Raw genomic sequence first — 24,007 nt, forward strand, 5'->3', positions numbered from 1 at the left:
ATACTTTATATAAAAAGGGGCTGTTGTCCTGGTCGATCATGACCAGAGCAACAGCCTCTTCGGTTGTAAAGAATTAATGATCTTATGAATTACGGCTAGCCGTCCATTCTCTGTCTAATATGCTCATTTCCACACAATCTACATAATGCTCTCCGAATAAAGCGGACTCACGTTGAACACCCTCCCGCTTAAAGCCAACAGCTTCATAAGCTTTCAGGGCAGCTGTATTGAAATCGAAAGCGCCTAGAGACAGACGATGCAGGTCCAGACCTTCAAATCCAATTCGAAGCATTTCTTGCATCACCCGTTTACCAATGCCTCTACCTTGAAACTCAGGGTCCACTACTACCCTCCCGATACGTGCAGAACGATTAACCCGGTCAATGGCAGAAAAGCTAATATGGCCCACTACCTGCTGCGTAGCTTCCTGAATTGCACAGAAGATAAGGCGATCGGATAAGCCTGGATGATTAGCATCCGTTAAGTATTTAACAAGCTGCTCATCGTCTAAAGGATAAGTAAGCGAAGGTCCTGCCCACTGCTTCAGATACTCTGGAGAAACACTCCAGCGCTTTAAGTGTTCAAAATCAGATTCTGATATAAACCTGAGGATCAGACGGTCTGACTCAGCACTCTCCTCAAAATGTTCATATAAGTTCACTAAACGACCATTTCCCATATCGTTAGTGCCCATGTAGTGAAAACCCATGCTCTGATAATAACGATTGAGCTTAATGTTATGTGCCACAGTGTCAAACCTAAGACTCTTACAGCCTAGATCTTTGGCTAGCACTACTGCATATTTAAGCATTTGCTGTCCAAGTCCTCGGCCGCGGTGGGAGTCTTTCACAGCCAATCGGTGCAAATAAGCGTAGGACTCATCATTTTTACTGCCCCAGTACTGTGGATCACTGAATTGCAACGTGAACATGCCAACTACAGCCCCATCGTCAAGGGCTAAATAAACATGTCTGTCAGCGAAATATCCTGCAATATCGGTCTCATTAAATTGTCCGGGTGTCCATTGGTTAATCCCGTTACGCTCCATCCATCCTGCCGCTTCTTGCAACAGCCTCAAGATGTCGTTAACCCGATCAGGCTCTCCACGAACTATACGGATCGAATTCTTCGTTATCCCCATCTCAGGTCACGTCTCCCAATCATCTAATTCAGGAAAGGTAGCTGTAATTTGAGTTACCTCATCTGAGTTAACTTCCGGCTGTGGTTCAGTAAGAGGCAAGATGACGGTTACTTCCGTTCCCTTTCCAAGCTCACTTGCCATATCAAGTGTCCCATTATGAAGTTCTACAATCTGCTGTGAGATCGCTAACCCCAAGCCTGTTCCTCCATTAAGTGCATCCACTTGAAAGAAACGGTCCTTAACTCTGGATATATGCGCTTCACTAATCCCTATCCCGCTATCTCGTACCATAATCGCTGTTTCTGTAGCAGACAGCCTCTTTGCTGACAATTCAATACTGGAATCTTCATGTGAGAATTTCACTGCATTGTCTACCAAGTTCAAGAATACCTGTTTTAATCGATTGGCATCCCCTTTAACAAAGATCGCGTCTTCACATTCCAGCAGCAGATGAATTCGTTTCTTTTCCGCTTTAGCCCAAACATTCAGTATCGTCTCTTGTAGCAGTACCTTTACATCTACAACCCCAATCGACAGCTTCATTTGGTTCTGCTGCAGCTTAGAAAAGTCGAGAATTTCCTCCACCAGCCCAATCAGACGTTCACTTTCTTTGGAGATGATGCTGACTCCAAGTTTTGTCTCCTCCGGATCATACCCGCCGGAAACCAAGGTTTCGCTCCAGCCCTTGATACTTGTAAGAGGTGTCCGCAGCTCGTGAGAAATGGACGAGATAAAATCATCCTTAATCTGATTGCTGCGCACAATTTCCTGAGCCATATAATTCAGCGTTGAAGCCAAATCACCAATCTCAAATTTATAGTCTCCCTTAATCCGTACGTTGAATCTCCCCTTGGCCATCTGCGCTGAAACTGCCGTAATATTATTCAGCGGCTTCACAATCGAATTGGCCAGTCCGAAGCTAAACCCAACAACTACAGCCATAACAGCTGCAGCAATAGCAGTAGACAATAAGGTAAGATTAAGCAAATCATTATTGATTTCTTCTAGTGAAGTAATATACCTTAGGACATACTTATCCTGTCCATGAATCTGCAGCATTTTGGAAACCGCCATTACGCTCTCATTCGTGCCTGCCTGACGCCCTACCCAGCGTCCAACGCTGCCGCCAACGGCTTCTGGTACATCACTGGTCGTAATGGTCCGATCCGGCTGAAAGCCAGTGGAACTAGTGATGATATCCCCATTTAGCGATAAGATTTCCAGCTCCGTCTTGCTCAATGAGAACCTCTCCAGTACTTCTTGTAGCAGATAGATGCTATTATCGCTTGGTATCATGTTCTTTTGAAAAAACGACTCTGAAACAGAAATGTGATTCTTAATCTTGCTGTATACACTGTCATAATAATATGTTCTGATGGCCAGCAGGAAGATAACTTCTACGAGGAGAAGCGCCAAAAAAACTACAAGAATGTAGTGCAGAACAATCTGTCTGCGCATCCCCTTCTTAATCATTGTCCTTGGCCTTTCCATCTATATCCGTGCCCCCATACAGTCTGCAAAAATTCCGGTTCCGAAGGATTGTTCTCAATCTTCTGGCGTAAGCGCCGGATATTTACATCTACAATTTTGGGATCACCCATATACTCCTTGCCCCACACATGATCCAACAGAAGATCGCGGCTAAGTGGAGTGTTTTCTTTTTCAAGAAAGAATTGAATCAGAGAGAACTCCGTAGGCGTCAGTTCAATGGCTACATTATCACGTTTGAATTGTTTGGTAATAAGATCCAAGCTGAAAGGCCCCGAATGAAAAGAAACCTTGGCCGACTGTTCACGATGCACATTTACACGGCGCAGCAAAGATTGAATACGCGCAATTAGCTCCGTTGGGCTAAATGGCTTACTAACATGATCATCTGCACCTACGGACAAAGCGTAAACTTTATCCTGCTCCTGAACCTTGGCGGTAAGAAAAATAATTCCCAAGCGTTCATTAGTCTCCCTAATCCGTCTACAAACTTCAAATCCATCAATGCCGGGAACCATAACATCCAATAACGCAATATCAATATCAGGTATAGTGGTTAATTTATGCAATGCTTCATTTCCGTCAGCAGCCTCCAGCACTTCGAACCCATTACGCTTCAAATTAATGACTATGAAACTGCGAATGGACTCTTCATCTTCCAATATCAGAACTTTACTCATCTATTCCCTTCCTTTCAATAGGGGAGGCAATCTTATTGCTTCCTTCTTTTGTTGTACTTTGTTCTAGCTCACCACGGTAGCCGATGACTTTATCTGAATCCCGCCCAAGCAGCTCCCAGCCTTCATTCTTAGCCTTATCCCATTCCGAAGGAGAAAAGAAGGAAACCTCAGCAAACGTCTCTCCGGTGTCGGTCATGATGAACTTAAGGTTTTTATCCAGAACAGATTTCGTGTCAATACTTACCTTTCCATGCAGCTCTGGATCAAAATTAATAGTAAAGCGATCCGATGGATCACGATATAGCTGGACTGCAAAGGTTAGGCCATCTTTTCCATCCCATTTATAATAGGAGGTGAAATAAGGAATATCTGCGGGGTCGAAATACTCCCATCCTTTTGGTGCTTCAAGCAATCCAACTTCAATAATGCCATCATGATCAATATCTTCGCTTGCAATCAGACGATCTTTGTAAGTCCTCGTATCACCTGGCAAAACCACGCGCAGCTTGTTATGCTCCATAAGAACAATTAAACTGTAGGCGGATTGGAAATCCACCGAAGCGTCCAATACGATTCCTTCTTTATCTTTGGCAATCTTTCCTGCGACAATATTGTAATAATTAAAAAAATACGGATCGATATCCTCGATCTTATCGAGCACCTTAAAGCCATCATTGTACTGATAGATCGAAATGGTTGCAAATTCATTTCTTTTAAAATAAACAACGGTGATGTCTTCAATTCCATCCTTGTTAAGATCATCAATCATATATTTGGTGTAAGGAAGTGAAAGCACTTCTTCTAATGATCCACTGGAATAGCTATACACGACGAGGCCTTTTTCTTCCCCACGTGAATAACCTGTAATGATATTCAGCTTCCCGTCACCTGTCATATCTTTCAGATCGACGGACTCCAGCATAGTTCCATCCCCATCAAAAACAAGCTTTTTGACCCAGGCATCTCCTTGCTTCTCTAAGATCATCCCGTGAATCTCTACAGCTTCGCTTGGCGTTCTATAGAACACCAACGACTCCATAATTCCATCGTTATTGAGATCCTCTGTGAAAATTGAGCTCTCATCATTAACCGGACGGATCAACTCCGTACCCGCTGGAATATGTGAATTAATAGCAGCCATAAGTGTTGCTTTGTCAGCAGACAGCTGCGGAGCTTTCATCTTCGAAACGGGATCACTGATGAAAGTACAACCCGAAAGTACGGATAACGACAGTGTTGCAGCTGCCAGGCACCTAAGACTTTTTATACTCAACCTCATCACTCTTTTCCTTATCCGTGTCCGAACTTTACAAATTCGCGCGTTCCTGAGACGTTAATCTACGTCCCTTTATATCATGCTTAATTCGTCCATCTTCTAGTACCCATATACGTGAAGCGAAACGTTCAGCCAGTTCAATAGGCAGCACCGTCACTACGGTAAGCCCCGTCTCTTTACATAGTCTGCGCAAAGTTTCCAATACACTCTCTGCCGATTTGGGATCAAGACCCGTAACCGGTTCATCCGCTAGAATTACTTTGGCACCATGAGTTAATGCTCTAGCAATCGCTACACGCTGACGTTCACCACCGCTTAGCTGGCTAGTCTTCATCTTCGCTTTATCTAGAAGTCCAAGGGCATCTAATTCATCCATCGCACCCATATAATCATCTGAACGAACCATCCCTGTAACCATACGCCACATTGGCGTCTGTGCGGACTGGCCGATCAGCACGTTTTTCAGCGCTGTGCGGTTAGGATTGAGCTCTGCATTCTGCTCCAGATAAGCCCACTCCCGGCGGATTTTTCTTTTTCCGGAAAAGGCACTCGCCATAATATCCGTACCGTCCACTCTAAAATTCCCTCTGTCCCACTTCTCTCGCAGCGCTAAACAGCGTAATAAAGTGGTCTTACCGCTCCCACTCGCTCCAAGTATGGCTACGAGCTCACCCGGCTCTAATTGAAATCCTATATCCTGCAGGACCGGATTTTTATCTTCCCCAACTGCCTTGGCTAAGTGTTCAACTGTGATCATAGTTCAGCCTCTCCCTGTCTTCATCTATAATCTATAGTGTACTCTGAATGTGAGTTCAATTTCCATGCGAGCACTCGTTCTTATCTTACCTCAATTTCTAGGTTGTGGCGAGAATAATAACCCAAGCAAGCCGAACACGATATATAAACCACCCATCAGGGCAAAAATACCGCCGCTTAAGCCCACTTGCAGCAACAAACCACCAATGCCGGGCCCAATAATACTGCCAATACTAAAATGGAAAGAAGCAACCACATTGGCAGCAGGCAGTAGATGTCGTGGCAAAATATCCGCGGCCAGACTTAGCCCTAATGAGAAAAAGGAGCCCACTAGTCCTCCTGCGATCATCAGAAGCACCATTGTCAACGTAAAATGGTCACCTGCCAGCGGCAACATAGTGAAGGCGATCCCGCCTCCGATCCCGGCAATAATCAGTACCAGCTTGCGGCCAAACCGGTCGCTCCACAGACCTAATGGAAACTGCAAAAGCAGTCCTCCGATCCCCGCAAAAGGCAATAACGCTGCAATTTGATCTGTGCTGTAACCGATACGCAGACCATATACCGGAAAGCTGCTATTTAAGCTGGCTTCCATAAAGCCATATAAAAGGGCTGGAATTAAAGCGAACCAGGCTAAGCTGTAACAACGACCGAAACGGCGAACCTGACTTTCACCACTCTCCGCTTTATCTGGCCGGGAATCCGGCAGAATTGTAGTCACAAGAATTAAGACTAACAAAAATAGAAATGCGAGAACAATAAAAGGCACGGCCTGTCCATAACGCAGCAGACTTATCCCAAGTGGACCCAAGCTGAAACCCAGACCATAGGACATGCCATATAGTGAAAGATTACGTCCGCGATGCTCGGCAGGTGTCATGAGCAGAACCCAAAGCTGGGCCCCGTAATTAATCGCAGCATCGCCCACACCCACAAGCAGACGCAATACAAACCATACCTTGATCCCTGTAAAAAAGGGAAACATGAGCAAGCTTACTAAGACTAAACTAATCCCACCAGCTATCAATTTTTTAAATCCAACCGCTCCAAGAACACGTTCAGCAATCAAGGTCATCCCAAATGATCCTATGTATAGTGCAGCAGCATTCAGTCCGTTCAGTGACGAGGAGACTCCTTTTTGCTCCAAAAGAATGGATAGAATGGGCAGCAACAGCCCTTGGCTAAGCCCCGCGGCTATAGTAGCTGTAATAAGAATCATGAAAGTCATTTTGCTATTACTTCGTATAGATACTTTAAGCCGGTCTGACACGGATGATATCCCCCTATAATAAAAACAATGATGTGATCGAACGCCAATTGGCAAACACCGAACATTATAGTGGACAACCCTCTTCAAAACAAGAGATAATATGTAGAAGTTACGGATTTCTGGGGGTGCATGTTACATGGATTACGAATTAAAAATCGACGTATCGCCGGTTTATGAACTGCTGGACAGTTTTATGATATATGTAACCAGAAAATGGATCTCCAATTTAGACCTCGGTCCCCACTGGGTAAGTGATGTGGAAGATCGCATTACTCCTCATAAAGTAACAGCTCTCATGCAAGCTGCGGAGTGGCCATTTACGGATTATGATGTGTTATATGCTTGGGTTTACAGCCGAGGGCCCGCAACGTCAGTGCTGCATTTTCTGGATGATCTGGATTCAGCTTCTATAAAAGAGTGTTATCAGCAGATCGCACCGTTAATTCATGATTTCACCATAGATGAAGCTTCCCGGATCAAGAGCAGCTATAGTCCGCTTCTAAGACTCTGGTATGAGCAATATTTTCGTCATGTAGAACACAAGATTTTACCGTTATTAATTGAAGATGCCTCCGAGAAAAAAATGCTGGAAAGCAAAATGGACCCTATTTCTTTAATTGAATATGCATCTGGTGGTGTAGTTTTCGAGGATATACGGGATCTTAAGACTATAGTATTATTGCCTACCGTTCATAATCGACCAATTAACACCTACTGCTTCTACAAAACTATGGTGATTGTACAGTATCCTGTAGATGTGCCATTGGAAGATGAAAATGAGCCACCGATGGTGCTATTGCGCATGACCAAGGCGCTGTCGGATCCAACCAGACTCCGATTGCTTCGGTATGTCGCCCATGAACCCAAATCTTTATGGGAGATGCAGTCCGATTTAAATCAATCCAGAGAAATGCTTATGCATCACCTAATGATCCTACGCGTAGCTGGTTTACTCCGTATCCATCTTCGTGGGGAACAAGATGAGCGCTTCAGTATCCGTCCAGACGGCGCTTCTGAGCTTCAAATGTTCTTAGAATCTTATATTCACCTATAGAACACTATACAGATACAGATCCAAGGAGTGAGAGATATGAAATACATGACTCAACAAGTAATTTTCGATCTAGATGATACGCTGGTTCACTGCAACAAATATTTCGATCTAATTTTAGGGCAATATTTCGAGCTCATGACTGATTGGTTTAATGAATTTGGCCCAAGCACCAGTGAATTACGCAGCAAGCAAATAGAAATTGATGTTGATACCGTCAACACGAGTGGCCTGGCCAGCGACAACTTTCCCAAATCCTTAATCGCCACCTACCGTTATTTCTGCGGCAAATATAACCGTCCGACAGATCGCTTTCATGAGCAACAATTACACAAGCTCGGTCTAAGCGTCTATGACCAAGAAATTGAAGCTTACCCTGGCATGGTTGAAACACTCGATACACTGAAGCAAGAGGGTCACCATTTATTCTTGTATACTGGCGGGGACGACACGATTCAGCAACGTAAAATTGAACAAATGAAGCTGGATGCTTATTTTGACGATCGTATCTATATTCGGAAGCATAAAAATGTTGAGGCGCTCGAAAATATTTTGGCTACCCAAAGCTTTGACCGCAAACGTACCTGGATGATTGGCAACTCGTTACGTACAGATGTACTTCCCGCAGTTACCGCAGGCATTAACAGTATCTACCTGAAGCAACAAAATGAATGGAGCTATAACCTTATCGAGCTGGAGCAAGAGATGCAGCAAGCCGTAATGACTATTTCGTCCATCCACGAGGTGCCTCCTGTCATTCGCTCAGCCGCTATATACAAAAACTAATAATCTAGCTGCAACGTTACGTAGCATTGTTACAAATGACATATCTACACTACCTACTGGATGATTATACTATCTTTATAGTATTCCTATATTGTCTAGGAGGTGAGATATGAATAAGAAAGTGTCAGCTAAACAATCTCAGACCAAAAGACCTTTGCTTCCCATGATATTAGGTGTCGTTGTTGTAATCCTTCTCGCTGTAATTGTTTTCATCTTAAGCAATAAGACTGATGATACAGCAGATCTACCCAACTACACCGACGTAAAGGGAAGCATTGTTGTTGATGGGCTGAAATATGAGAAGCAACCTCATCTTGGAAGTCCTGATGCCAAAGTTAAAGTTATCGAATTCGCAGATTTCAAATGTCCCGCCTGCAAAATGTGGACTGAAAAGTATCTGGATACTTTTATTAAAGACTACGTGGATACCGGAAAAGTGGAACTTTTCTTCATGAACTTTGCATTTTTGGACCGGGACTCTTATCTTGCAGCTAGCGCCGGCGAAGCCATCTACAAGCAAAGCAACGAGAAGTTCTGGGAATACCTTCATAAGCTGTACGCTAATCAAGGCGATGAGAGCGAAATTTGGGCCACTCAGAAATTCATTCTAAAATTCGTTAAGAATAACATCGAGGGCATTGATTACGCTCAATTTGAAACAGATCTCAAGAATCATACCTACATGTTCGATGTAAAAGAAGACTTTAAGATCGCTGGTTCCTACGGAGTGAACGGTACTCCTAAATTTATGGTGAACGGAGTGCTGCTTCAGGATTCTTCCTATGAAGGGTTAGCAGCAGCGATTGACAAGCAGTAAGCAGCCTTTAACTTGTGCCCTATAAGCTGTTCACTTTGAAAAAAGCGACCTTCTTACAGGGCTTTTTTGTGTCTATGAATTAAAAAAGATGACTTCTGTGATATACAGAAGTCATCTGCTGATTACTTAATTAAGCCACTGCTTATTCTACCAAATGACACACGGCACTATGGCCTTCTGACACGATTTTCCGTTCAGGCTTGACAGCCATACATACATCCGAGGCAAAAGAACACCGCGGATGAAAAGTGCAGCCACTTGGTGGATTGAGCGGTGATGGCACCTCGCCTTGAATCGATACCATCTGCTGCTTCTGCTCCACACTATCCGGAATCTTCAAAATCGAATTTAGCAAAACCTGCGTGTAAGGATGCGTAGGTTTCTTGAACAATTCATCCGCCGGAGCCTGCTCAACCACCTCTCCTAAATAAAGAACCGCGATATCATCACTCAAATACTCCACTACTGCCAAATTATGCGAAATAAAGATATAAGTCAGGTTAAATTCCTTCTGCAAATCCTTTAGTAGTTGAATGACTTGAACCTGAATAGATACATCCAATGCGGACACCGGTTCATCACAAATAAGCAATTTGGGATTCAGTGACAACGCTCTGGCAATTCCAACCCGCTGCAACTGTCCACCTGACAGTTCATGCGGATAAGCGTATTGGACTTCAGAAGGCAAACCGACCCGCTCAAGAAGTTCGAGCACACGCTCATGCCGGCTTACTTTAGTTCCAATTTTGTGGATAGCCATTGCATCTTCAATAGCGTCTCCTACCGTCATTCTCGGGCTAAGGCTCGCCTTGGGATCCTGGAAAATAATTTGCATATCACGGCGCATCGCCCGCAGCTTCTCTTTATTTGCCTTTGATAGTTCAACGTCCTCAAAAAATATTTTTCCTTTGTCAGATTCGAGTAGACGCAAAACCATTCTCCCCAAGGTTGATTTTCCTGAGCCACTTTCCCCAACAAGCCCCAATGTTTTCCCTGCTTCCAGAGTAAAAGAAACATTCTCGATGGCATGCAGCTTTTTTCCTTGTACCCGAAAAGTTTTTGAGACATTCTCTACGCGCAAGAGCGGATTATTGGGCATAGGAAGCGACCTCCTCAGCATGATGGCAGGCGATCTGATGATCGGTGCTAAAATCTCGAAGCTTGGGAACCTCATTCTGACACCGCTCAGTTGTATAGAAGCAACGATCGGCAAATGGGCAGCCGGTCAATGTCTGTGTAAGTGTCTTTGCCGTCTTTGGAATAGGCATTATTTCTTTTCCCTTGTGGCCCACTTCGATAATGGAGCGTTTCAATCCAAGTGAATAGGGATGCGCCGCCTCACTTATGAACTTGTCCGTAGTGGCTTTCTCCATGATTTGGCCCCCGTACATCACGATGATTTTGTCACAAAAGTTGGTCGCAAGGCCAAAATCATGCGTTACCATCACTACGCTCATCCCATGTTTTCTGCGCAATTCCTGCAATAGTGCAAGAATCTGCATCTGCACAGTGACATCAAGCGCGGTTGTTGGCTCATCGGCAATCAATAATTGCGGTTCACATGCCAAAGCAATAGCAATCATGATACGTTGGCGCATACCCCCGGAAAATTCGTGAGGATAACTTTTAAACCGTGATTTGGGATCCGGAATCCCCATTTCATGCAAGAGCTGAATGGTTCGGTCAAAAGCTTCCTTCCGGTTTGCATATTGATGCGTCAGCATGGCTTCCATTATTTGATCCCCGATACGCATGATCGGGTTCAAGCTGGTCATCGGATCTTGAAAAACAACGCCGATGTCACGTCCACGAATATCTTCTAATTGTTTGGGACGCATTTTAAGTAAGTCCTTACCATTAAACTGAGCTGTCCCCGATGTTATTTTTCCATTTTCGCGAATGAGCCCAATTGATGACATCAATGTAACGGACTTGCCGGAGCCACTTTCACCAACAATCCCCAAGGATTCATTTTCATTGATTGAAAAACTAACGCCGTTTACGGCATAAACTTCATCTTCACTGCGGGAGAACTTCACATGAAGGTCATCAATAGAAAGTAGCGGTTCACCCATATTAATTGCCTCCTTTCGGACTGAATGCTTCCTGGAGACCGTCTGCTACAAACAGAAACGAAAGCAAGGTTATTGCAAAGATACCTGCCGGAAAATACAGCAGCCACGGAAAGCCGAGAATATTCTCACTGGCTTGAGCAATCATACTCCCAAATGAAGGGATTGGCGGCCGAAGCCCCATGCCAAAAATACTTAAGCCTGCAATCTGGATGAGATCACCGGGAATCCCGAAGGCAAGAGAGACACCCATACTGCCGATAACATTCGGCAACATATACCTTCTAGCAATATGCGCCTGAGATGCGCCTAACGCTCTTGCCGCTTCCACCATCTCCCCGTCCCGCATACTCAGGACCAGACTTCGGATCAAGCGCGCATACCCCGCCCAGCCCGGAATTCCAATCGCTAGAATCAAAGATAAATACCCACGTCCCAGCATAATGACTAATATCAAGGCGAACAAAAATCCCGGCAAGGTCATCATGAAATCCACAGCACGCATAATAATCATATCGGCAATTCCGCCGCGCAATCCGGCCCATAAGCCCAATATGATCCCGATGATGAAGCTGACCAAAGTCGCGCCAAAGGCAATAATCAAAGCGCTTCGAACACTGAACAAGATCTGGCTGAACATGTCATGCCCCACATTATCCGTGCCAAAAATATGCTGCCATGTCGGCCCTTGATTGATGGCCAAAAAATCTCCCGTGCGATAATCATACGGAGCCACCCAAGGTCCGATAATCCCCGCGATCAAAAAAAGGACAACCCAGACCAAACCAATAACGGCAAGACGATGTCTTTTAAATCGCTTCCAACCTTGATAAAACTGGGATCTCTGAAGATTCTTTTTTCTCTTCAAAGCTACATCCGATTGAGTTGCTGCAACTGTGCCAGCCAATTGCTCCCCCTCCTAGGTTCGTATAGTCTGTGCCGCTTATAATCTGACACGCGGATCAATAAAGGCATAAATAATGTCAACAAGTAAATTCATAATCATAATCATGGATCCCAGCAGAAATACAGATGTGATGGCGAGCGGATAGTCGAAACTGGTAAATGCCGTCTGCATCACCTGACCAAGCGCTGGAATGGCGAAAATTTGCTCCACCCAGATCGTGCCCATCACTGTAAAAGCAAATTGAGGTCCGATGACGGTTATCATCGCTGTCAGCGAATTTTTGACACCATGCTTAAAAATCATCGGCCAATATTTGACGCCCTTAGCTTTTGCGGTCCGCATAAAATCCGACCTCATGGTTTCGATCAGACTGCCCCGCATATATCTGGCCACAACACCGACATTTGCCGCAGATAAACAAATAATCGGCAAAATTGCTTGCCTCCAGTGACCCCATCCCGTTACAGGCAGAATCCCTTGAAACACAACACCAAATAACAAAACCATAATCACCGCGAGAACAAATGCCGGAATGGCCTGACCCGTCAATGAGATGGTGCTTACAACATAATCGATCCAAGTGTTACGTTTGAGTGCTGCAATAATGCCAAGCGGAACCCCGATAATTACCGAAAGAACAACAGAACCAAATGCCAAAAGTGTACTGATCGGCAAAGCCTGCTTCAGTTGAGTCGCAATTTGCAAAGACGGATTCTGCATCGAATTACCGAAATCGAAGGTTAATTGATGCCATATATACTTCATGATTTGCTGCCACAGCGGTAAATTTAAACCATACCGGCTTTGAAATTGGTCCATGACTTGCTGATAGAGAACAGGGTTTTGCCCTTGCAGCGGAGCCAGTGCCGTAGCCATGGTATTCGTATTCATGAAACCGCCAGGTGAATAATACATCATGGTATAGCTGACTGAAATGACCAAAATTAAAGTGATAATGATTTGTAAAATGCGCTTTGAAATAAATTTCAATATGGTCAAATTCGACCCTCCTTTACCGATTCACGGGCACCATAATTGGCGCCCGCGATTGGTAATTATTCAACCCATTTAGGATTATTCTACAGATAAAAGATGCAGCCCATAGAAGTTGCCCCATGCCCAAGGATTTGATTGCACTCCTGTAATGCCGGGTTTTACCAAGAAGTATTGCTGTTGATAATACAACGGAATAGCATAAGCTTCTTCTAGCAGGTTATTAACTACCTTAGCCGCGATAGGAGCAGCGTCTTCGACGGTCAGCGCATTTACGAATTGCGCTTGCCACATTCTCAAATCTCTTAAGGTATCGGATTGATAACCGTTGTAGTATACCTGTACATCAAGTGCATTTTGATTCAACTTGCCACCTGGCGCGTTTGGTGCTACGAAGGTCCAAGCGGTTACAAAGGCGGCATGTTTTTCATCGTTATTTTTAGCATTTTTCCAAAGATCTACAATCTGTTGCCATTGTTCAGCGGCCGTTGGAAGCCCCGGTTGTTTCAGATAAGGCTGCCAATCCGCCGGTTGCTCTGCTGTCCATTTATCCAAAAAGGCGATATCCTCTTTGGCAGCTTTTTCTAATGCTGCCCAGTCGCTCCATTCCACACCGGCGTTCTTATTGTCCGGATCTCCATATTTTTTAATGGCCGGTTTATAATAAGTTTCCTTGGTCCAATCCACGAATTGTTTCGTAGCTTCTAATGGAGCATCCAGCGTTCCTATGGAATATAGTTGCTGCGTTGCACCCATGTCCAAACTTCCTGGTTCACTCCAGTTTGTTGCGCCCGACGCCAGAATAAAGCCTGGTTTTGCATCGCCCTGAGGTCCGCTGTACTGATAAGCGTTAAACTGCGCCTCATTGAGCTGAACTAGCTCTGTTTTGATACCAAGATTTTGTTGCAGTAATTGACCTAACGCCAAAGCGATTTGCTCACCCTGAGCATCTACTTGCTTGACCCCAACATACAGCGATAAGGTTGGCAGACCTTTACCGCCTTCATAACCGGCATCCTTCAATAATTGTTTGGCTGCCTCGAGATCTTCCGGAAGTCCTTGCTCCAGTTTTTCCGTTGGCCAACCTGGTGAAGCAAAGATATTGGTCGCCCCGCCCATGCCGTTCAGCACCGATTCTACGATCGGTTTACGTTGGATCGCTTTGGCGATAGCCTGGCGCACCTCTTTTTTGTCATATGGAGATTCCGTTGTCGGGTTGCTCCAGAGCAAATATTTGATCGCATAAGTCGCTGCAGTATACAACTGGGACTTTAGCTCATCCGTTTTCTTCACGTATTGTAAATCAGACGCGCTTTGGATTAGAACAACATCCGCATGGCCGGACATATAATCCTCCACCGGCACGGTTGTTGCCGGAAGAACATGGATGGTCTCTACATTGCCGTGATTAAGCTGGCCAGCTGCACCTACATAATTCGGATTACTCACCATGACGAGTTCACCGTTTGGTGTAAAAGATTTAACCATGTAAGGGCCATTGCTCACAAAATTCCCCGGTTCAAACCACTTACCAGGGTTCGCTTCGACCGCTTTAGGATTCATAGGCATCGACCCGGAAAGAACCATATCACCCAGAATCGCGTGAGGCAGCGTGGTCGTAATTTCCAGCGTGTAATCATCAACTACTTTTAGACCAACTTCTTCTTTACTTACAGATCCGGCATGGTATGCATATCCGTTCTTCACAAAATTAAGCACGCTTAGCCAAAGTTGTGCGGTTGTGTTAGCTGGATCCAATTGATACATATAAGAAAAATAAAAATCATGGGCGGTCACAGGATCGCCGTTAGACCATTTGGCATCTTTACGGAGGGTAAATGTCCAAGTTTTTTTGTCGTCGGAGACGGTATAACCTGTCGCAATTTTCGGAACGATTTCATTATCCTGATTGTAGCCATAAAGCCCTTCGAGCAAAGTTCCTTGCCCTACCAGAATTTGTCCTTGCCATTGTGTAGGATCAAGCGTCGGGATCTTTGGATTGAAAACGGTTACCGAACTTCCCGCCTTAATTTCAAGATCAGCAGCACCTTCATTCTTAACTGCCGTTTGACCCACATCACTGGTTGCTTTTACCGAAGTATTGCTATTGCCTGCAGCATTTTTACCGTTCTCATTGGCACTATTAGAGGAATTACTGCAAGCAGTCACAGATAACAAAGAAAATGACAGAAGTAGAGCTAAGAACGCGTTCTTTTTTTTCATCCTCAAGTGAACCCCCTCGTACATAGTCATGAATCTAAAAAAATAACATTTTATTTTTTGTTATCTATGATGTTATCCTTCACCTTCTCATGTTTTGCCCCCCTAAATTTAAACTCAGATGTTTTTTTGTGAACTTTCGAATGTCTTCTTTTGAATTTCACCTAGAAAACTAAGAGTAATCGCTTACATTCTAAAATTTTCCACAAAGATTGTCAAGAAAAAATGTTACGTTAGTTAGCATAACTCGTTATTATTAATATAACTTATTTGTTGAGTATGAATTTTTCGTTAATATTTTATTAGCTTTTTTAGTGTTATTTCGTAAATAACACTAACTTATTGACGAATTTTAGCTTTTTTCTTGTAATGCTGTTATAAACGCTATAGAAGAACAAGTTCTATGAGTTCCATAGAACATAATAAAAAGAGTGTATCCCAGCAGTCATTTTATGACCTTTGGGATACACTCTGAACCATTGAGATATGGGAATCGGAATAAAATACTGCTATCGATACAAAATCAGAATAGGTGGACTCCGCCTCTACCGGAAATTATCTACACACTCATGTAGAAAGGCGTCTAGTGTGCGTGGATCTCTGCCGAGCAAACGCTTCACAGTGTCATTTGGACTTTCTGGCACCATCCTAGACATGGTTTGAATTTCCACAACGTGGTTCGCGAGCCAAGGAGGCAGATTCCCATGCTCAATAAGATTACGGAGTAGTACTTGAGGTTCCATGTTGATGTAACTTATCGGCCGATTAAGCAGGGCAGATAGTCGACTCGCGATCTGGGGATAACTGAAAATCTCCGAACCAGTAAGCGTATATATATGGCCTGATACCTTGTCGTTGGTCAGAGCTTCTGCGGCAACGTCTGCAATATCGCGACAGTCAATAAAGTTACACGGTGAAACGCCCATAGAGCCGAAGAAAACATTTTGGGTTGTGATCGTTGGTGCAAAGCGCATTAAATTTTGCATGAACGCATAAGGGCGCAATACGGTATGGGTGATACCCGATTCCCTCAACGTGTTCTCAATTACTTGATGCCAGCCCGCCACTGCCACTGGAGAGCTCTGCTCAAAGGCTGGACTGGATATTTTTACGATGTGTTTGATTCCAGATTCGGTGGCAATCTGAATGATTGAGGTTTCCAATTCGATTTGTCTTGGACTGTTGGACATGGCAAGGAAGAGCTGGCTAGCACCTGTAAACACGCGTCGCAGCGATTCAGGATCGGAAGCATCTACCCTTGCGACCTCAGTAGTCGATCGGCCTTTCTCTCCGATTTGATCACGCAACTTCTCTGGCTCTCTGCTCAGCGCCCTGATAGGTACACCAAGATCAACCAAACGTTCCAAAAGCGCACTTCCAATCGTACCTGTTGCTCCCATAATAACTATCATTTTTATCTTCTCCTTTTGGATGAAAAATTAGTTGTGACAGCAAGTCGCCACCGCCATGTCACTATCGTGCTCGCTATGAATCCAGACAACGGGAAATCGATCCAGACACGATTTACCCAGGCCAAGTGATTACTCGGATACATAATTTCTACTACAACAGATGTCATCCATGCAGCGTATAGCCCAAATGAGGACCCGGCCATTGCGAATAATCCTACCACAATCAAGTGAGGTGCACCGATGACCCATCGCAAACGGCCCACTCGGCTGTGCAACAAAAGTCCAATCATCAAGGCCATCAAGGCCGATGCACCGCCAATAGTAGTCAACGCCGCTATTTGAAGCCCCCTATCTACAGTAACCAATCCCCCGATACCTGCCATAATGGCAGGAGCAGCATAGGCCATTACAACTTCACGCCATAGTACAAAAGTCTTTTTCTTGGAACCAACAGCCTTGATGCTGTAAACATCTTCTGTCTGATTCGGGTATTTCATCTGGTTCATTTAGTTGCTCCCTTCTTTGAAATAGTTCAACGATTGATTTCAGTAAATTATAATTAGGCACCTAACTATATAAGAGTAAAAAAAGGCTAGCTTCACTAGCCCAATTCTACTCATTACTGATGTTTCCCTTTGGTTTCGAGCCTAATTCGCCCGTAAGTGCTGAAATGCCCTGTGTAACTCGACCCAGCAAGTCGAGAAATACGCTGCGTTCTTCGATGTTGAGCAACCCCACCATCGCTTCCAACCGAGCGAAATGCTCAGGAGCCATTTCACGGAGCTTCTTCGCTCCTTCTTCCGTTAAAACGACTGATTTCTGACGGCCATCGTCTGAGCATAATCGCCGAGATACTAGCCCATCTCGTTCAAGAATGTCGATAAGACCAGTCACTGTAGCACGTGTAACGCCTAGATGCTCCGCTAATTGCGAAGGCAACTCTTCTCCTTCGTTATCTTCAAGATCTGCCAATAAACGATAACGCCCTGTTGATAAACCGAATCTAGAGAAATGAATCTCAGAGGCGTGTCCAAGCATGGCTCCCGCTGCCATTAGCCTAGACGCGACGAGTATAGCCTGTGCGTCTATGTCTAGGTTATAACGATCAATCTGACGCTTGGATTGTACAAGCGAGGGAATAGCCTCAATGTCGTTTATTTTTTTATTATTGTTGTTCATATATGTAGTATGGTCCCTAACTACTTTTGTGTCAACTCATTTTTTTATAACTCGTCAACCCTGGAGTTATACAGTTGGATTTGGTTGTAACTCTATATTTCTCCCAAAGCTCGATCAATCGACCTTCAAGCTCTTCAATTCAAGAGGTCCTTTGCAACAAAATCTGTTGATGCTAGCTCATACCATGTGTGACGATAATTTTCCAGAGACTGCTTACTCCATCCTGTCTCTACGAGAATTCTTTTGGCACCTACAGCTGCAGCTGCAAGCACATCTGTTGAACCTACATCACCAAAACGCGCCGTCGTATAGTGAATATTGTGCTCTTATTTTCTAAAGTAGTAGAAGTTCTGTCCGCATCATTCTACTATTCAAATTTTAACTGAAGCGAATCACAAATTGGCATATAGCACCTGCTTAATCTGTTTCGATTAGCTTGGAGGTCAACTTCACTACTGGCCTGATATACTTCAAAAACCGCTCCGGATCGTGATAAACGTAATGGATTCTCCCAAGGGAAGTATCAAAGCAGTAACCAGTGTCTGCAAAATTAAAAGCTGCCATTGCCCTTTCCATCTTTTCCTCTACACTACGATTTTCCTGTTCATAATTGAATGGCCCATGTTCAAAAACAATATACTCGGCTTCGAGAACATCAATCATAAGCATTTGTGGAGGTACTTCACCTTTATAATCAAGAGGAAGACGTACACCAAAACACTCTGTACGTGGAATACCCCAATCGCAGAGTCTGCCATCCGGGTCATTAATGTAAGCCATAATCTGACCGCTGCCACCGTTAGATTCACTCCCACCATCGTCATCCAATTTGCCCTTGATACTATCGAGTAAGCCGCAAATAGTTTCGCAGTCCTGTCCTGTAATAAGGCTTTGCTTTTGCCAAAAATCCCAATACCCATTACTCTCATAGTTTTTAATGTGCAAAAATTTGTGAGTGGGGATGGTTACAAAATAAATGTTAAGATCATCTGTAGATTTCATCATACCAATCTCTCCAAATCCGAAAAAGTAGCGGTCGAAAGAGTTTATTTTTGTACGAAGGGCGACAGGCATAGGCTTTTTCCGGTATTCACTTGGAGTTACACCATATGTTCCCTTGAAAGCCCTGGTAAAAGCTTCATGTGATGAAAAACCATAATCAAAAGCAATATCCAAAATGCTCTTTTCACTATCCCGAACCTCTTTTAGTGCGAAGGCTAATTTTCTATGCCGTAGATAATCCCTAAATTGCATTCCCGATATTTCCTTAAATTTTCTCGTAGTATGAAATTCGGAATAACCTAACTTGTGAGAAAGAAATCGTAGCGTTATTGCTTCACTGTTACGATTCTTAATACACTCGTCAATTTCATTAACGATTATTTGGATTTGCTTGTGCCACTCGTACAATTGGTCTGTTCACCTCGTTTCAACCACTCTATAGTCATTGTAGAGTAATGGAATTTGCATTACTTGATTCTACTTGCGGAAAAGAGAGGAGAGGATATATTTGTACCTTAAATCGCCTTGGAAAATATCAACGTTATCATTCAATGACAAATCAAACGTTTTGGTCCTACTATTTCGGAATCTCATCAGATTTCCTCTTTGCACTTAGTGGTCGGTGTATAACCCTATCGTTCTGTCAAAGTATTTCCGCAAGCAGCTTAAGCGTGTCATGCATTCGCAGGATGGACAAGAAGCACGGAGTACCGGGAGGCATTAAATAAAAGGGCTCGGACCCGTTGAGACATGGGAGTGAAAATCACATGCCCTTACAGTTGTTCCAAGCCACCGCCTCCTCAATTTCCTTCTTATCTCACATTTAGCTAAAGGTAAAATCCTACGAATTCATGAGCCTGCGTGAGTAAACTAGATCATATCGGAGAAGTTCAATGCCCATCTCATTCCGGGTAATGGTGATGATTAGGCCCTGTTAGAGTCTCGCGAACGTGATGTAATCGACTTGGACAGGCTCTGCCAATTCGATCCGCAGTGCCCGGTTGATCTGTCCCCGGTGATATTGCCCATGTAAAATGACCTGCGACAGGATGTCACGGACGGACGTTCGGAACGGGACTCCGTTCTGGTTCGCGTAGTCGATCATCACGTCCAAATCAAATTCCTCCAGCCCTTCGATATACACACGATATTGCTCGGCGTTTTCTTCGAACATCGTTCGGATCGCCGTCAGGTCTTCCGCTTCCTCCCATAACGAATATTGCGCACTGCCCTTGCCCTGCAATCGGGACAGCCAGACTCGTTCCGCAACCGCGACATGCCGAACCAGCTTCAGAAGGTCATTGTTCTTCATCTCACTCTCCTCGAGCGCTTCCAAGATTCGTGCGTCCGCCCAGTACAGGTGGTCCATCATGCGCTTGATCGTCTTCATTTCCGTTTCCCCCTCTTCGTCTCATCGATTACTTGAACCTACTGTTTCCCGCATTGGTCATTTATTTCTCTAATCGTCATAATCTTCAGCAGTCCAAGGTTCTTTTTTTATCGCGCTCATTGGAATCAGGAGACGTGTATCGCCTTTTGGTCAGAATCAGAAAATATAAAAGATGAGACCTTTGCTCTCGGCTACAGTTTGGTTGTAAAAACGCCGAATTTCGTTAAAATGTTGAAGCATGTAGGCAAAGAACGCGTCCTCATCCTCGTCCGAAACAATATCAGGTTCAAGAGGATACACCTCTTCCTTCACCATGGCCGGGAAATTATACCGCAAGCGGAGCTGCGCTTCATCCAGCTCAGAAATAGCCTGAAGCGCTTCTGCAACTTGCTCAGCGCGTAAGGAAAACGCCCCGAATGAGCCAAAATCGATGCCTTTGTCTGACGTCAGCGGAACAACATAGCCAAGAGGGGCATCTCCATCGGAAATAGCTCCACAAAGCAAGTAGTGAATCGCCTCCCAGGATCTATCAATGTCCAGTCCGGGATAATCGTCTATTTTCAAGCTCTTCAATGCAATGTCGCCTGCAATAATTTGCTGCACTAGGTTGTCATCCATTGCGAAGTAATATCCACGCATTCCCATGATGTCATCCTTCCTTCCATTCTAGTAGTGACTATACTGCCCAATCAAAATGTAACATTGGATTTATCCCGCAGGATGAAAAAAGAGTGAAGATCAGCCCCCTACGTAATCATAATATCTTGTGCACACAAGTTACTACATCCCGTTTAAAATAGGTGCGTCCTACACTCTTTAACTAATTAATTTTATGTGTAAATGATATGGTCACCCACAGCCGACACTGAAACCATATCCTCTATACGGCGAGTCCGACTAATAGTCATGACTACGGACCCAGCTGAAGCTATTGGCGAATTTATAGCCGTTGGGGCAAGTTTGCGGACTCCAGTGCTGCTATTCTCCCGCAAGCGGTGCATATATACCCCTTTTCATGCCAATAACGACTATGCGGTCCGATAGCAGTCCAAAAAGGACGTATTCCCGCGTTTAGGGTCATCTATGTCCGATAGTGGCTTCGTACATACAAATGTGATGTAATCACCCATGATCCATACAAACTTCCAGTTAGACTATGACTCCACTGTTAATTGACCCGTATCCATATTATTAAGCACAAGTTTCCCTTCCAGCGGGGTGCCGTCTTCGCTCGTAAGCTTCAGCTTTCCCGTACGGCCTTTTTCTATCAATGCCTTTACTTGAGTATCTGTAAGGGTACGTCCGTGGTTTTCTTTCCAGATCACGAACTTGCAGCCTTCTTTGTAATGAGAGCAGCCGTAGCCTTTTTTACCCATAAAAATCATCCCGCCACAGCCAGGACGCGGGCAGTTTCCGATAATTTTCGGACCGGAATTTGCTGATTCCTCTTCATTAGCTGGTTTACGTTTTCTTGGCGCGGCAGGTTTATCGCTGGTTTTACGAGATGTACCTCCACCACTCCGACCTTTAGCCCCTGTATTCACAGAAGGAGTTTCCCCTTCAAAAGAAGTTTTGGACGCCCGAGACTGCACACGAACCTTGTCCACGATCATACAGGCGAATCTTTTTACATTCTCCATAAATTGTCCGTCCGACGCCGTTCCTCTGGATATCTCGTTCAAGCGACGTTCCCACTGGCCGGTCATTTCAGGTGAAGTCAACAGCTCGATGCCCGCTCCACGTATCAGTTCAATAGCCGTTCGTCCTTTTTGCGTGATGGCGATTTTTTTACCTTGCATTTCAATGTATCCGACATTCTTAAGCCGTTCAATAGTTGCAGCACGGGTGGCTGGAGTACCTAGACCTGAATCCTTCATAGCATCCCGAAGCTCTTCGTCCTCAATCTGCTTTCCGGCACTTTCCATTGCTCTAAGCAGCGTGCCTTCCGTATAGTGTTTTGGCGGCTGTGTATCTTTCTCTTTAACGATAGCGTCACTACAGATCACCTCGTCTGCCGGAGCGATTGCGAACGGTTCATTCACTTCAATCTCTTCGTCTTCCTCATCATCCTTGTTTTTTCCCTTGGACGACTTTGCTTTGTCTTTTTTCTGGTCCGCGTAAATGACCTTCCAGCCGAGACTTAATAATTCCTTAACAGTAGTTTTGAACTTTTCGTCCTCTACATCAGTCATAACCGTATGCACTTTATATTCCGCAGCCGGATAGAACTGTGATAAAAAGCGCCGCACAATCAAATCATACAGCTTTCCCTCATCCGCACTAAGCCCTGTTGCTTTTCGATATGTAGGCAAAATCGCATGGTGATCCTCGACCTTCGAGGGATTGCAGATAAATTTATTTCCTTTATGAACGAGATTACGATTCGCGCCTTTCACCCATTCATCATAAGCCGTCCCTTGGAGCGCAGATAAAGTCTTATGCATCTCCGGAATATTCTGTTCTGTAACATAGTTAGAATTTGTCCGCGGATAGGAAATCACCTTATGCTTTTCATATAACGCTTGTGCGATATCGAGTGTTTTTTTAGCGGAAAAAGCGTACTTCCCATTCGCCTCCCGCTGCAACAGCGTCAAATCATACAGTTTATTCGGATACTCTTTCGTTTCCTTAACCTCATAAGAGTCAATTCGTCCCGGTTTTCCTTTGACCTTGGCAGCCAGCGCCTCCGCCTTCTCACCATCAGTGAGCCGGTCACCCTGCCACATACCTTTATAAGTCATTTCATTTTGTGTAAAATGGCCCTCTACCTCAAAAAACTTAAGAGATGAGAACGCCTCAATCGTCTTCTGGCGATCATAAATAAGTGCAAGTACCGGGGTCTGAACTCTCCCCACCGACAGCAGCACATTATGTTTCGTAGTAAATGCACGTGATCCGTTCATACCGATTAGCCAATCGGCTTCACTGCGCGCTTTTGCCGCTTTTGTTAGATTCTCGTACTCCGCCCCATCCTTTAGCTCTTGAAATCCTTTGCGGATTGTCTCTGGTGTCAAATCGGAAATCCACAGCCGTTTCACAGGATGTTCAAGCTTCAAATGCCGCTGAATGAGCGAAAATATATGCTGGCCTTCCCGCCCGGCGTCACAAGAATTTACTAGCAGATCGCTTCGTTTAGCCAGCTCTCCGATTACCTTCAGCTGATCAATGGTCCGCGCATTAGGAACCAGCTTGAATTGGTCCGGAATAATGGGAAGATCATTAATATTCCATTTTTTGTATTTTACATCATATGCATCCGGCTCAGCCAATCCTATTAGATGCCCTATTGCCCATGTAATAATGTACTGCTCCCCTTCAAGATAGGAACGGTAATTTTTAGCCTTTGGTTCTATTGCGGCGGCGATATTCCGCCCCATGTCCGGTTTCTCCGCAATAATAAGTGTCTTCAAAAACATTCGCTCCTTACCTTCTCGTTCTTAAGTCCAAAATAGGTCCAGTACTCTATTATAACATTAACCTCGGTTTTTTTTAATCGACCGGACTTTTCATAGTCTTTCGTTTGATTTAAAATAAGTTGGTATAAGCGTATTCATGTATCGGAGGGAA

At 44.4% G+C, this 24,007-nt stretch carries 23 protein-coding genes; 4 read left to right on the forward strand and 19 right to left on the reverse strand.

The genetic code is table 11. The annotated features are described in order from the left end of the window. Nucleotides 1-82: 82 nt before the first annotated feature. The 6 genes from NSS82_RS18370 to NSS82_RS18395 all read right to left on the reverse strand — a co-directional run bounded on the left by NSS82_RS18370 (nt 83) and on the right by NSS82_RS18395 (nt 6,569). The gene (locus NSS82_RS18370; RefSeq protein WP_051491525.1) at nt 83-1,141 is read right to left on the reverse strand and encodes a GNAT family N-acetyltransferase; all 1,059 of its coding nucleotides are present in this window, start codon (nt 1,139-1,141) and stop codon (nt 83-85) included. 6 nt (nt 1,142-1,147) lie between these two features. Next, on the reverse strand, nt 1,148-2,614 hold the full coding sequence (locus tag NSS82_RS18375) for a HAMP domain-containing sensor histidine kinase (RefSeq protein ID WP_051491526.1): 1,467 nt from the start codon (nt 2,612-2,614) through the stop codon (nt 1,148-1,150). Next, nucleotides 2,611-3,309, reverse strand: a complete 699-nt coding sequence (locus NSS82_RS18380) for a response regulator transcription factor (RefSeq protein ID WP_036687642.1) — start codon at nt 3,307-3,309, stop codon at nt 2,611-2,613. The genes NSS82_RS18375 and NSS82_RS18380 overlap by 4 nt, the downstream gene beginning before the upstream one ends. Beyond that, nucleotides 3,302-4,582, reverse strand: a complete 1,281-nt coding sequence (locus NSS82_RS18385; protein WP_235219555.1) for a hypothetical protein — start codon at nt 4,580-4,582, stop codon at nt 3,302-3,304. The genes NSS82_RS18380 and NSS82_RS18385 overlap by 8 nt, the downstream gene beginning before the upstream one ends. A 34-nt stretch (nt 4,583-4,616) precedes the next feature. After that, nucleotides 4,617-5,342: a phosphonate ABC transporter ATP-binding protein gene (locus NSS82_RS18390; protein WP_036687647.1), complete on the reverse strand. Its 726-nt coding sequence runs from the start codon at nt 5,340-5,342 to the stop codon at nt 4,617-4,619. Between the two features lie 90 nt (nt 5,343-5,432). Further along, entirely contained in the window at nt 5,433-6,569 is a 1,137-nt protein-coding gene (locus NSS82_RS18395; protein WP_370511315.1) for an MFS transporter, read from the reverse strand. Between the two features lie 178 nt (nt 6,570-6,747). On the opposite strand from NSS82_RS18395, the gene NSS82_RS18400 reads away from it, so the two are divergent. The 3 genes from NSS82_RS18400 (at nt 6,748) to NSS82_RS18410 (ending at nt 9,265) form a co-directional block, all read left to right on the forward strand. Continuing rightward, the gene (locus tag NSS82_RS18400; RefSeq protein WP_076213494.1) at nt 6,748-7,665 is read left to right on the forward strand and encodes an ArsR/SmtB family transcription factor; all 918 of its coding nucleotides are present in this window, start codon (nt 6,748-6,750) and stop codon (nt 7,663-7,665) included. 36 nt (nt 7,666-7,701) lie between these two features. Beyond that, entirely contained in the window at nt 7,702-8,448 is a 747-nt protein-coding gene (locus NSS82_RS18405) for an HAD family hydrolase (protein ID WP_076273274.1), read from the forward strand. A 109-nt stretch (nt 8,449-8,557) separates the two neighbouring features. Continuing rightward, nucleotides 8,558-9,265 carry a DsbA family protein gene (locus NSS82_RS18410; protein WP_036687653.1) on the forward strand — a complete coding sequence of 236 codons (708 nt, stop codon included), beginning with the start codon at nt 8,558-8,560 and terminating at the stop codon, nt 9,263-9,265. Between the two features lie 142 nt (nt 9,266-9,407). Here NSS82_RS18410 and NSS82_RS18415 read toward each other — a convergent pair whose 3' ends face one another. The 12 genes from NSS82_RS18415 to NSS82_RS18465 form a co-directional block, all read right to left on the reverse strand. Further along, nucleotides 9,408-10,364, reverse strand: coding sequence for an ABC transporter ATP-binding protein (locus tag NSS82_RS18415; protein WP_076098781.1), 957 nt, complete (start codon nt 10,362-10,364; stop codon nt 9,408-9,410). Further along, a complete protein-coding gene (locus NSS82_RS18420) occupies nt 10,354-11,340 on the reverse strand; it encodes an ABC transporter ATP-binding protein (protein WP_036687658.1) in 987 nt (328 codons plus the stop codon). Before NSS82_RS18420 ends, NSS82_RS18415 begins: the two co-directional genes overlap by 11 nt. Before the next feature lies 1 nt (nt 11,341). Beyond that, nucleotides 11,342-12,244, reverse strand: coding sequence for an ABC transporter permease (locus NSS82_RS18425; protein WP_080742512.1), 903 nt, complete (start codon nt 12,242-12,244; stop codon nt 11,342-11,344). A 36-nt stretch (nt 12,245-12,280) separates the two neighbouring features. Beyond that, the gene (locus NSS82_RS18430) at nt 12,281-13,243 is read right to left on the reverse strand and encodes an ABC transporter permease (RefSeq protein WP_036687660.1); all 963 of its coding nucleotides are present in this window, start codon (nt 13,241-13,243) and stop codon (nt 12,281-12,283) included. A 75-nt stretch (nt 13,244-13,318) separates the two neighbouring features. After that, complete coding sequence (locus NSS82_RS18435; RefSeq protein WP_052097081.1) at nt 13,319-15,460, reverse strand: peptide ABC transporter substrate-binding protein; 2,142 nt, start codon at nt 15,458-15,460, stop codon at nt 13,319-13,321. A gap of 542 nt (nt 15,461-16,002) precedes the next feature. Next, on the reverse strand, nt 16,003-16,869 hold the full coding sequence (locus NSS82_RS18440) for an SDR family oxidoreductase (RefSeq protein ID WP_076273275.1): 867 nt from the start codon (nt 16,867-16,869) through the stop codon (nt 16,003-16,005). Nucleotides 16,870-16,871: 2 nt separating this feature from the next. Further along, the gene (locus NSS82_RS18445; RefSeq protein ID WP_178420224.1) at nt 16,872-17,375 is read right to left on the reverse strand and encodes a hypothetical protein; all 504 of its coding nucleotides are present in this window, start codon (nt 17,373-17,375) and stop codon (nt 16,872-16,874) included. Nucleotides 17,376-17,481: 106 nt separating this feature from the next. Further along, complete coding sequence (locus NSS82_RS18450) at nt 17,482-18,048, reverse strand: MarR family winged helix-turn-helix transcriptional regulator (RefSeq protein WP_076098777.1); 567 nt, start codon at nt 18,046-18,048, stop codon at nt 17,482-17,484. 134 nt (nt 18,049-18,182) lie between these two features. After that, nucleotides 18,183-18,365 carry an HAD hydrolase-like protein gene (locus NSS82_RS32715; protein ID WP_081382391.1) on the reverse strand — a complete coding sequence of 61 codons (183 nt, stop codon included), beginning with the start codon at nt 18,363-18,365 and terminating at the stop codon, nt 18,183-18,185. Nucleotides 18,366-18,465: 100 nt separating this feature from the next. Continuing rightward, nucleotides 18,466-19,458 (reverse strand): helix-turn-helix transcriptional regulator, encoded by a 993-nt coding sequence (locus NSS82_RS18455; RefSeq protein WP_076273276.1) that lies wholly within the window; start codon nt 19,456-19,458, stop codon nt 18,466-18,468. Between the two features lie 526 nt (nt 19,459-19,984). Further along, entirely contained in the window at nt 19,985-20,440 is a 456-nt protein-coding gene (locus NSS82_RS18460; RefSeq protein WP_036687671.1) for a DinB family protein, read from the reverse strand. Nucleotides 20,441-20,596: 156 nt separating this feature from the next. Then, nucleotides 20,597-21,085 (reverse strand): YfbM family protein, encoded by a 489-nt coding sequence (locus tag NSS82_RS18465; RefSeq protein WP_076098775.1) that lies wholly within the window; start codon nt 21,083-21,085, stop codon nt 20,597-20,599. A gap of 261 nt (nt 21,086-21,346) precedes the next feature. Here NSS82_RS18465 and NSS82_RS18470 point away from each other — a divergent pair, with 261 nt between their 5' ends. Continuing rightward, nucleotides 21,347-21,484, forward strand: a complete 138-nt coding sequence (locus tag NSS82_RS18470; RefSeq protein WP_341109840.1) for a hypothetical protein — start codon at nt 21,347-21,349, stop codon at nt 21,482-21,484. Nucleotides 21,485-21,594: 110 nt separating this feature from the next. Here the strand turns inward: NSS82_RS18470 and NSS82_RS18475 are convergent, their stop codons facing one another. Beyond that, nucleotides 21,595-23,850, reverse strand: a complete 2,256-nt coding sequence (locus NSS82_RS18475) for a type IA DNA topoisomerase (protein ID WP_076273318.1) — start codon at nt 23,848-23,850, stop codon at nt 21,595-21,597. Between the last annotated feature and the right edge of the window lie 157 nt (nt 23,851-24,007).

Origin of the sequence: Paenibacillus sp. FSL H7-0735 (genome assembly GCF_038008505.1) — a bacterium.
Taxonomy (GTDB): domain Bacteria; phylum Bacillota; class Bacilli; order Paenibacillales; family Paenibacillaceae; genus Paenibacillus_AQ; species Paenibacillus_AQ odorifer.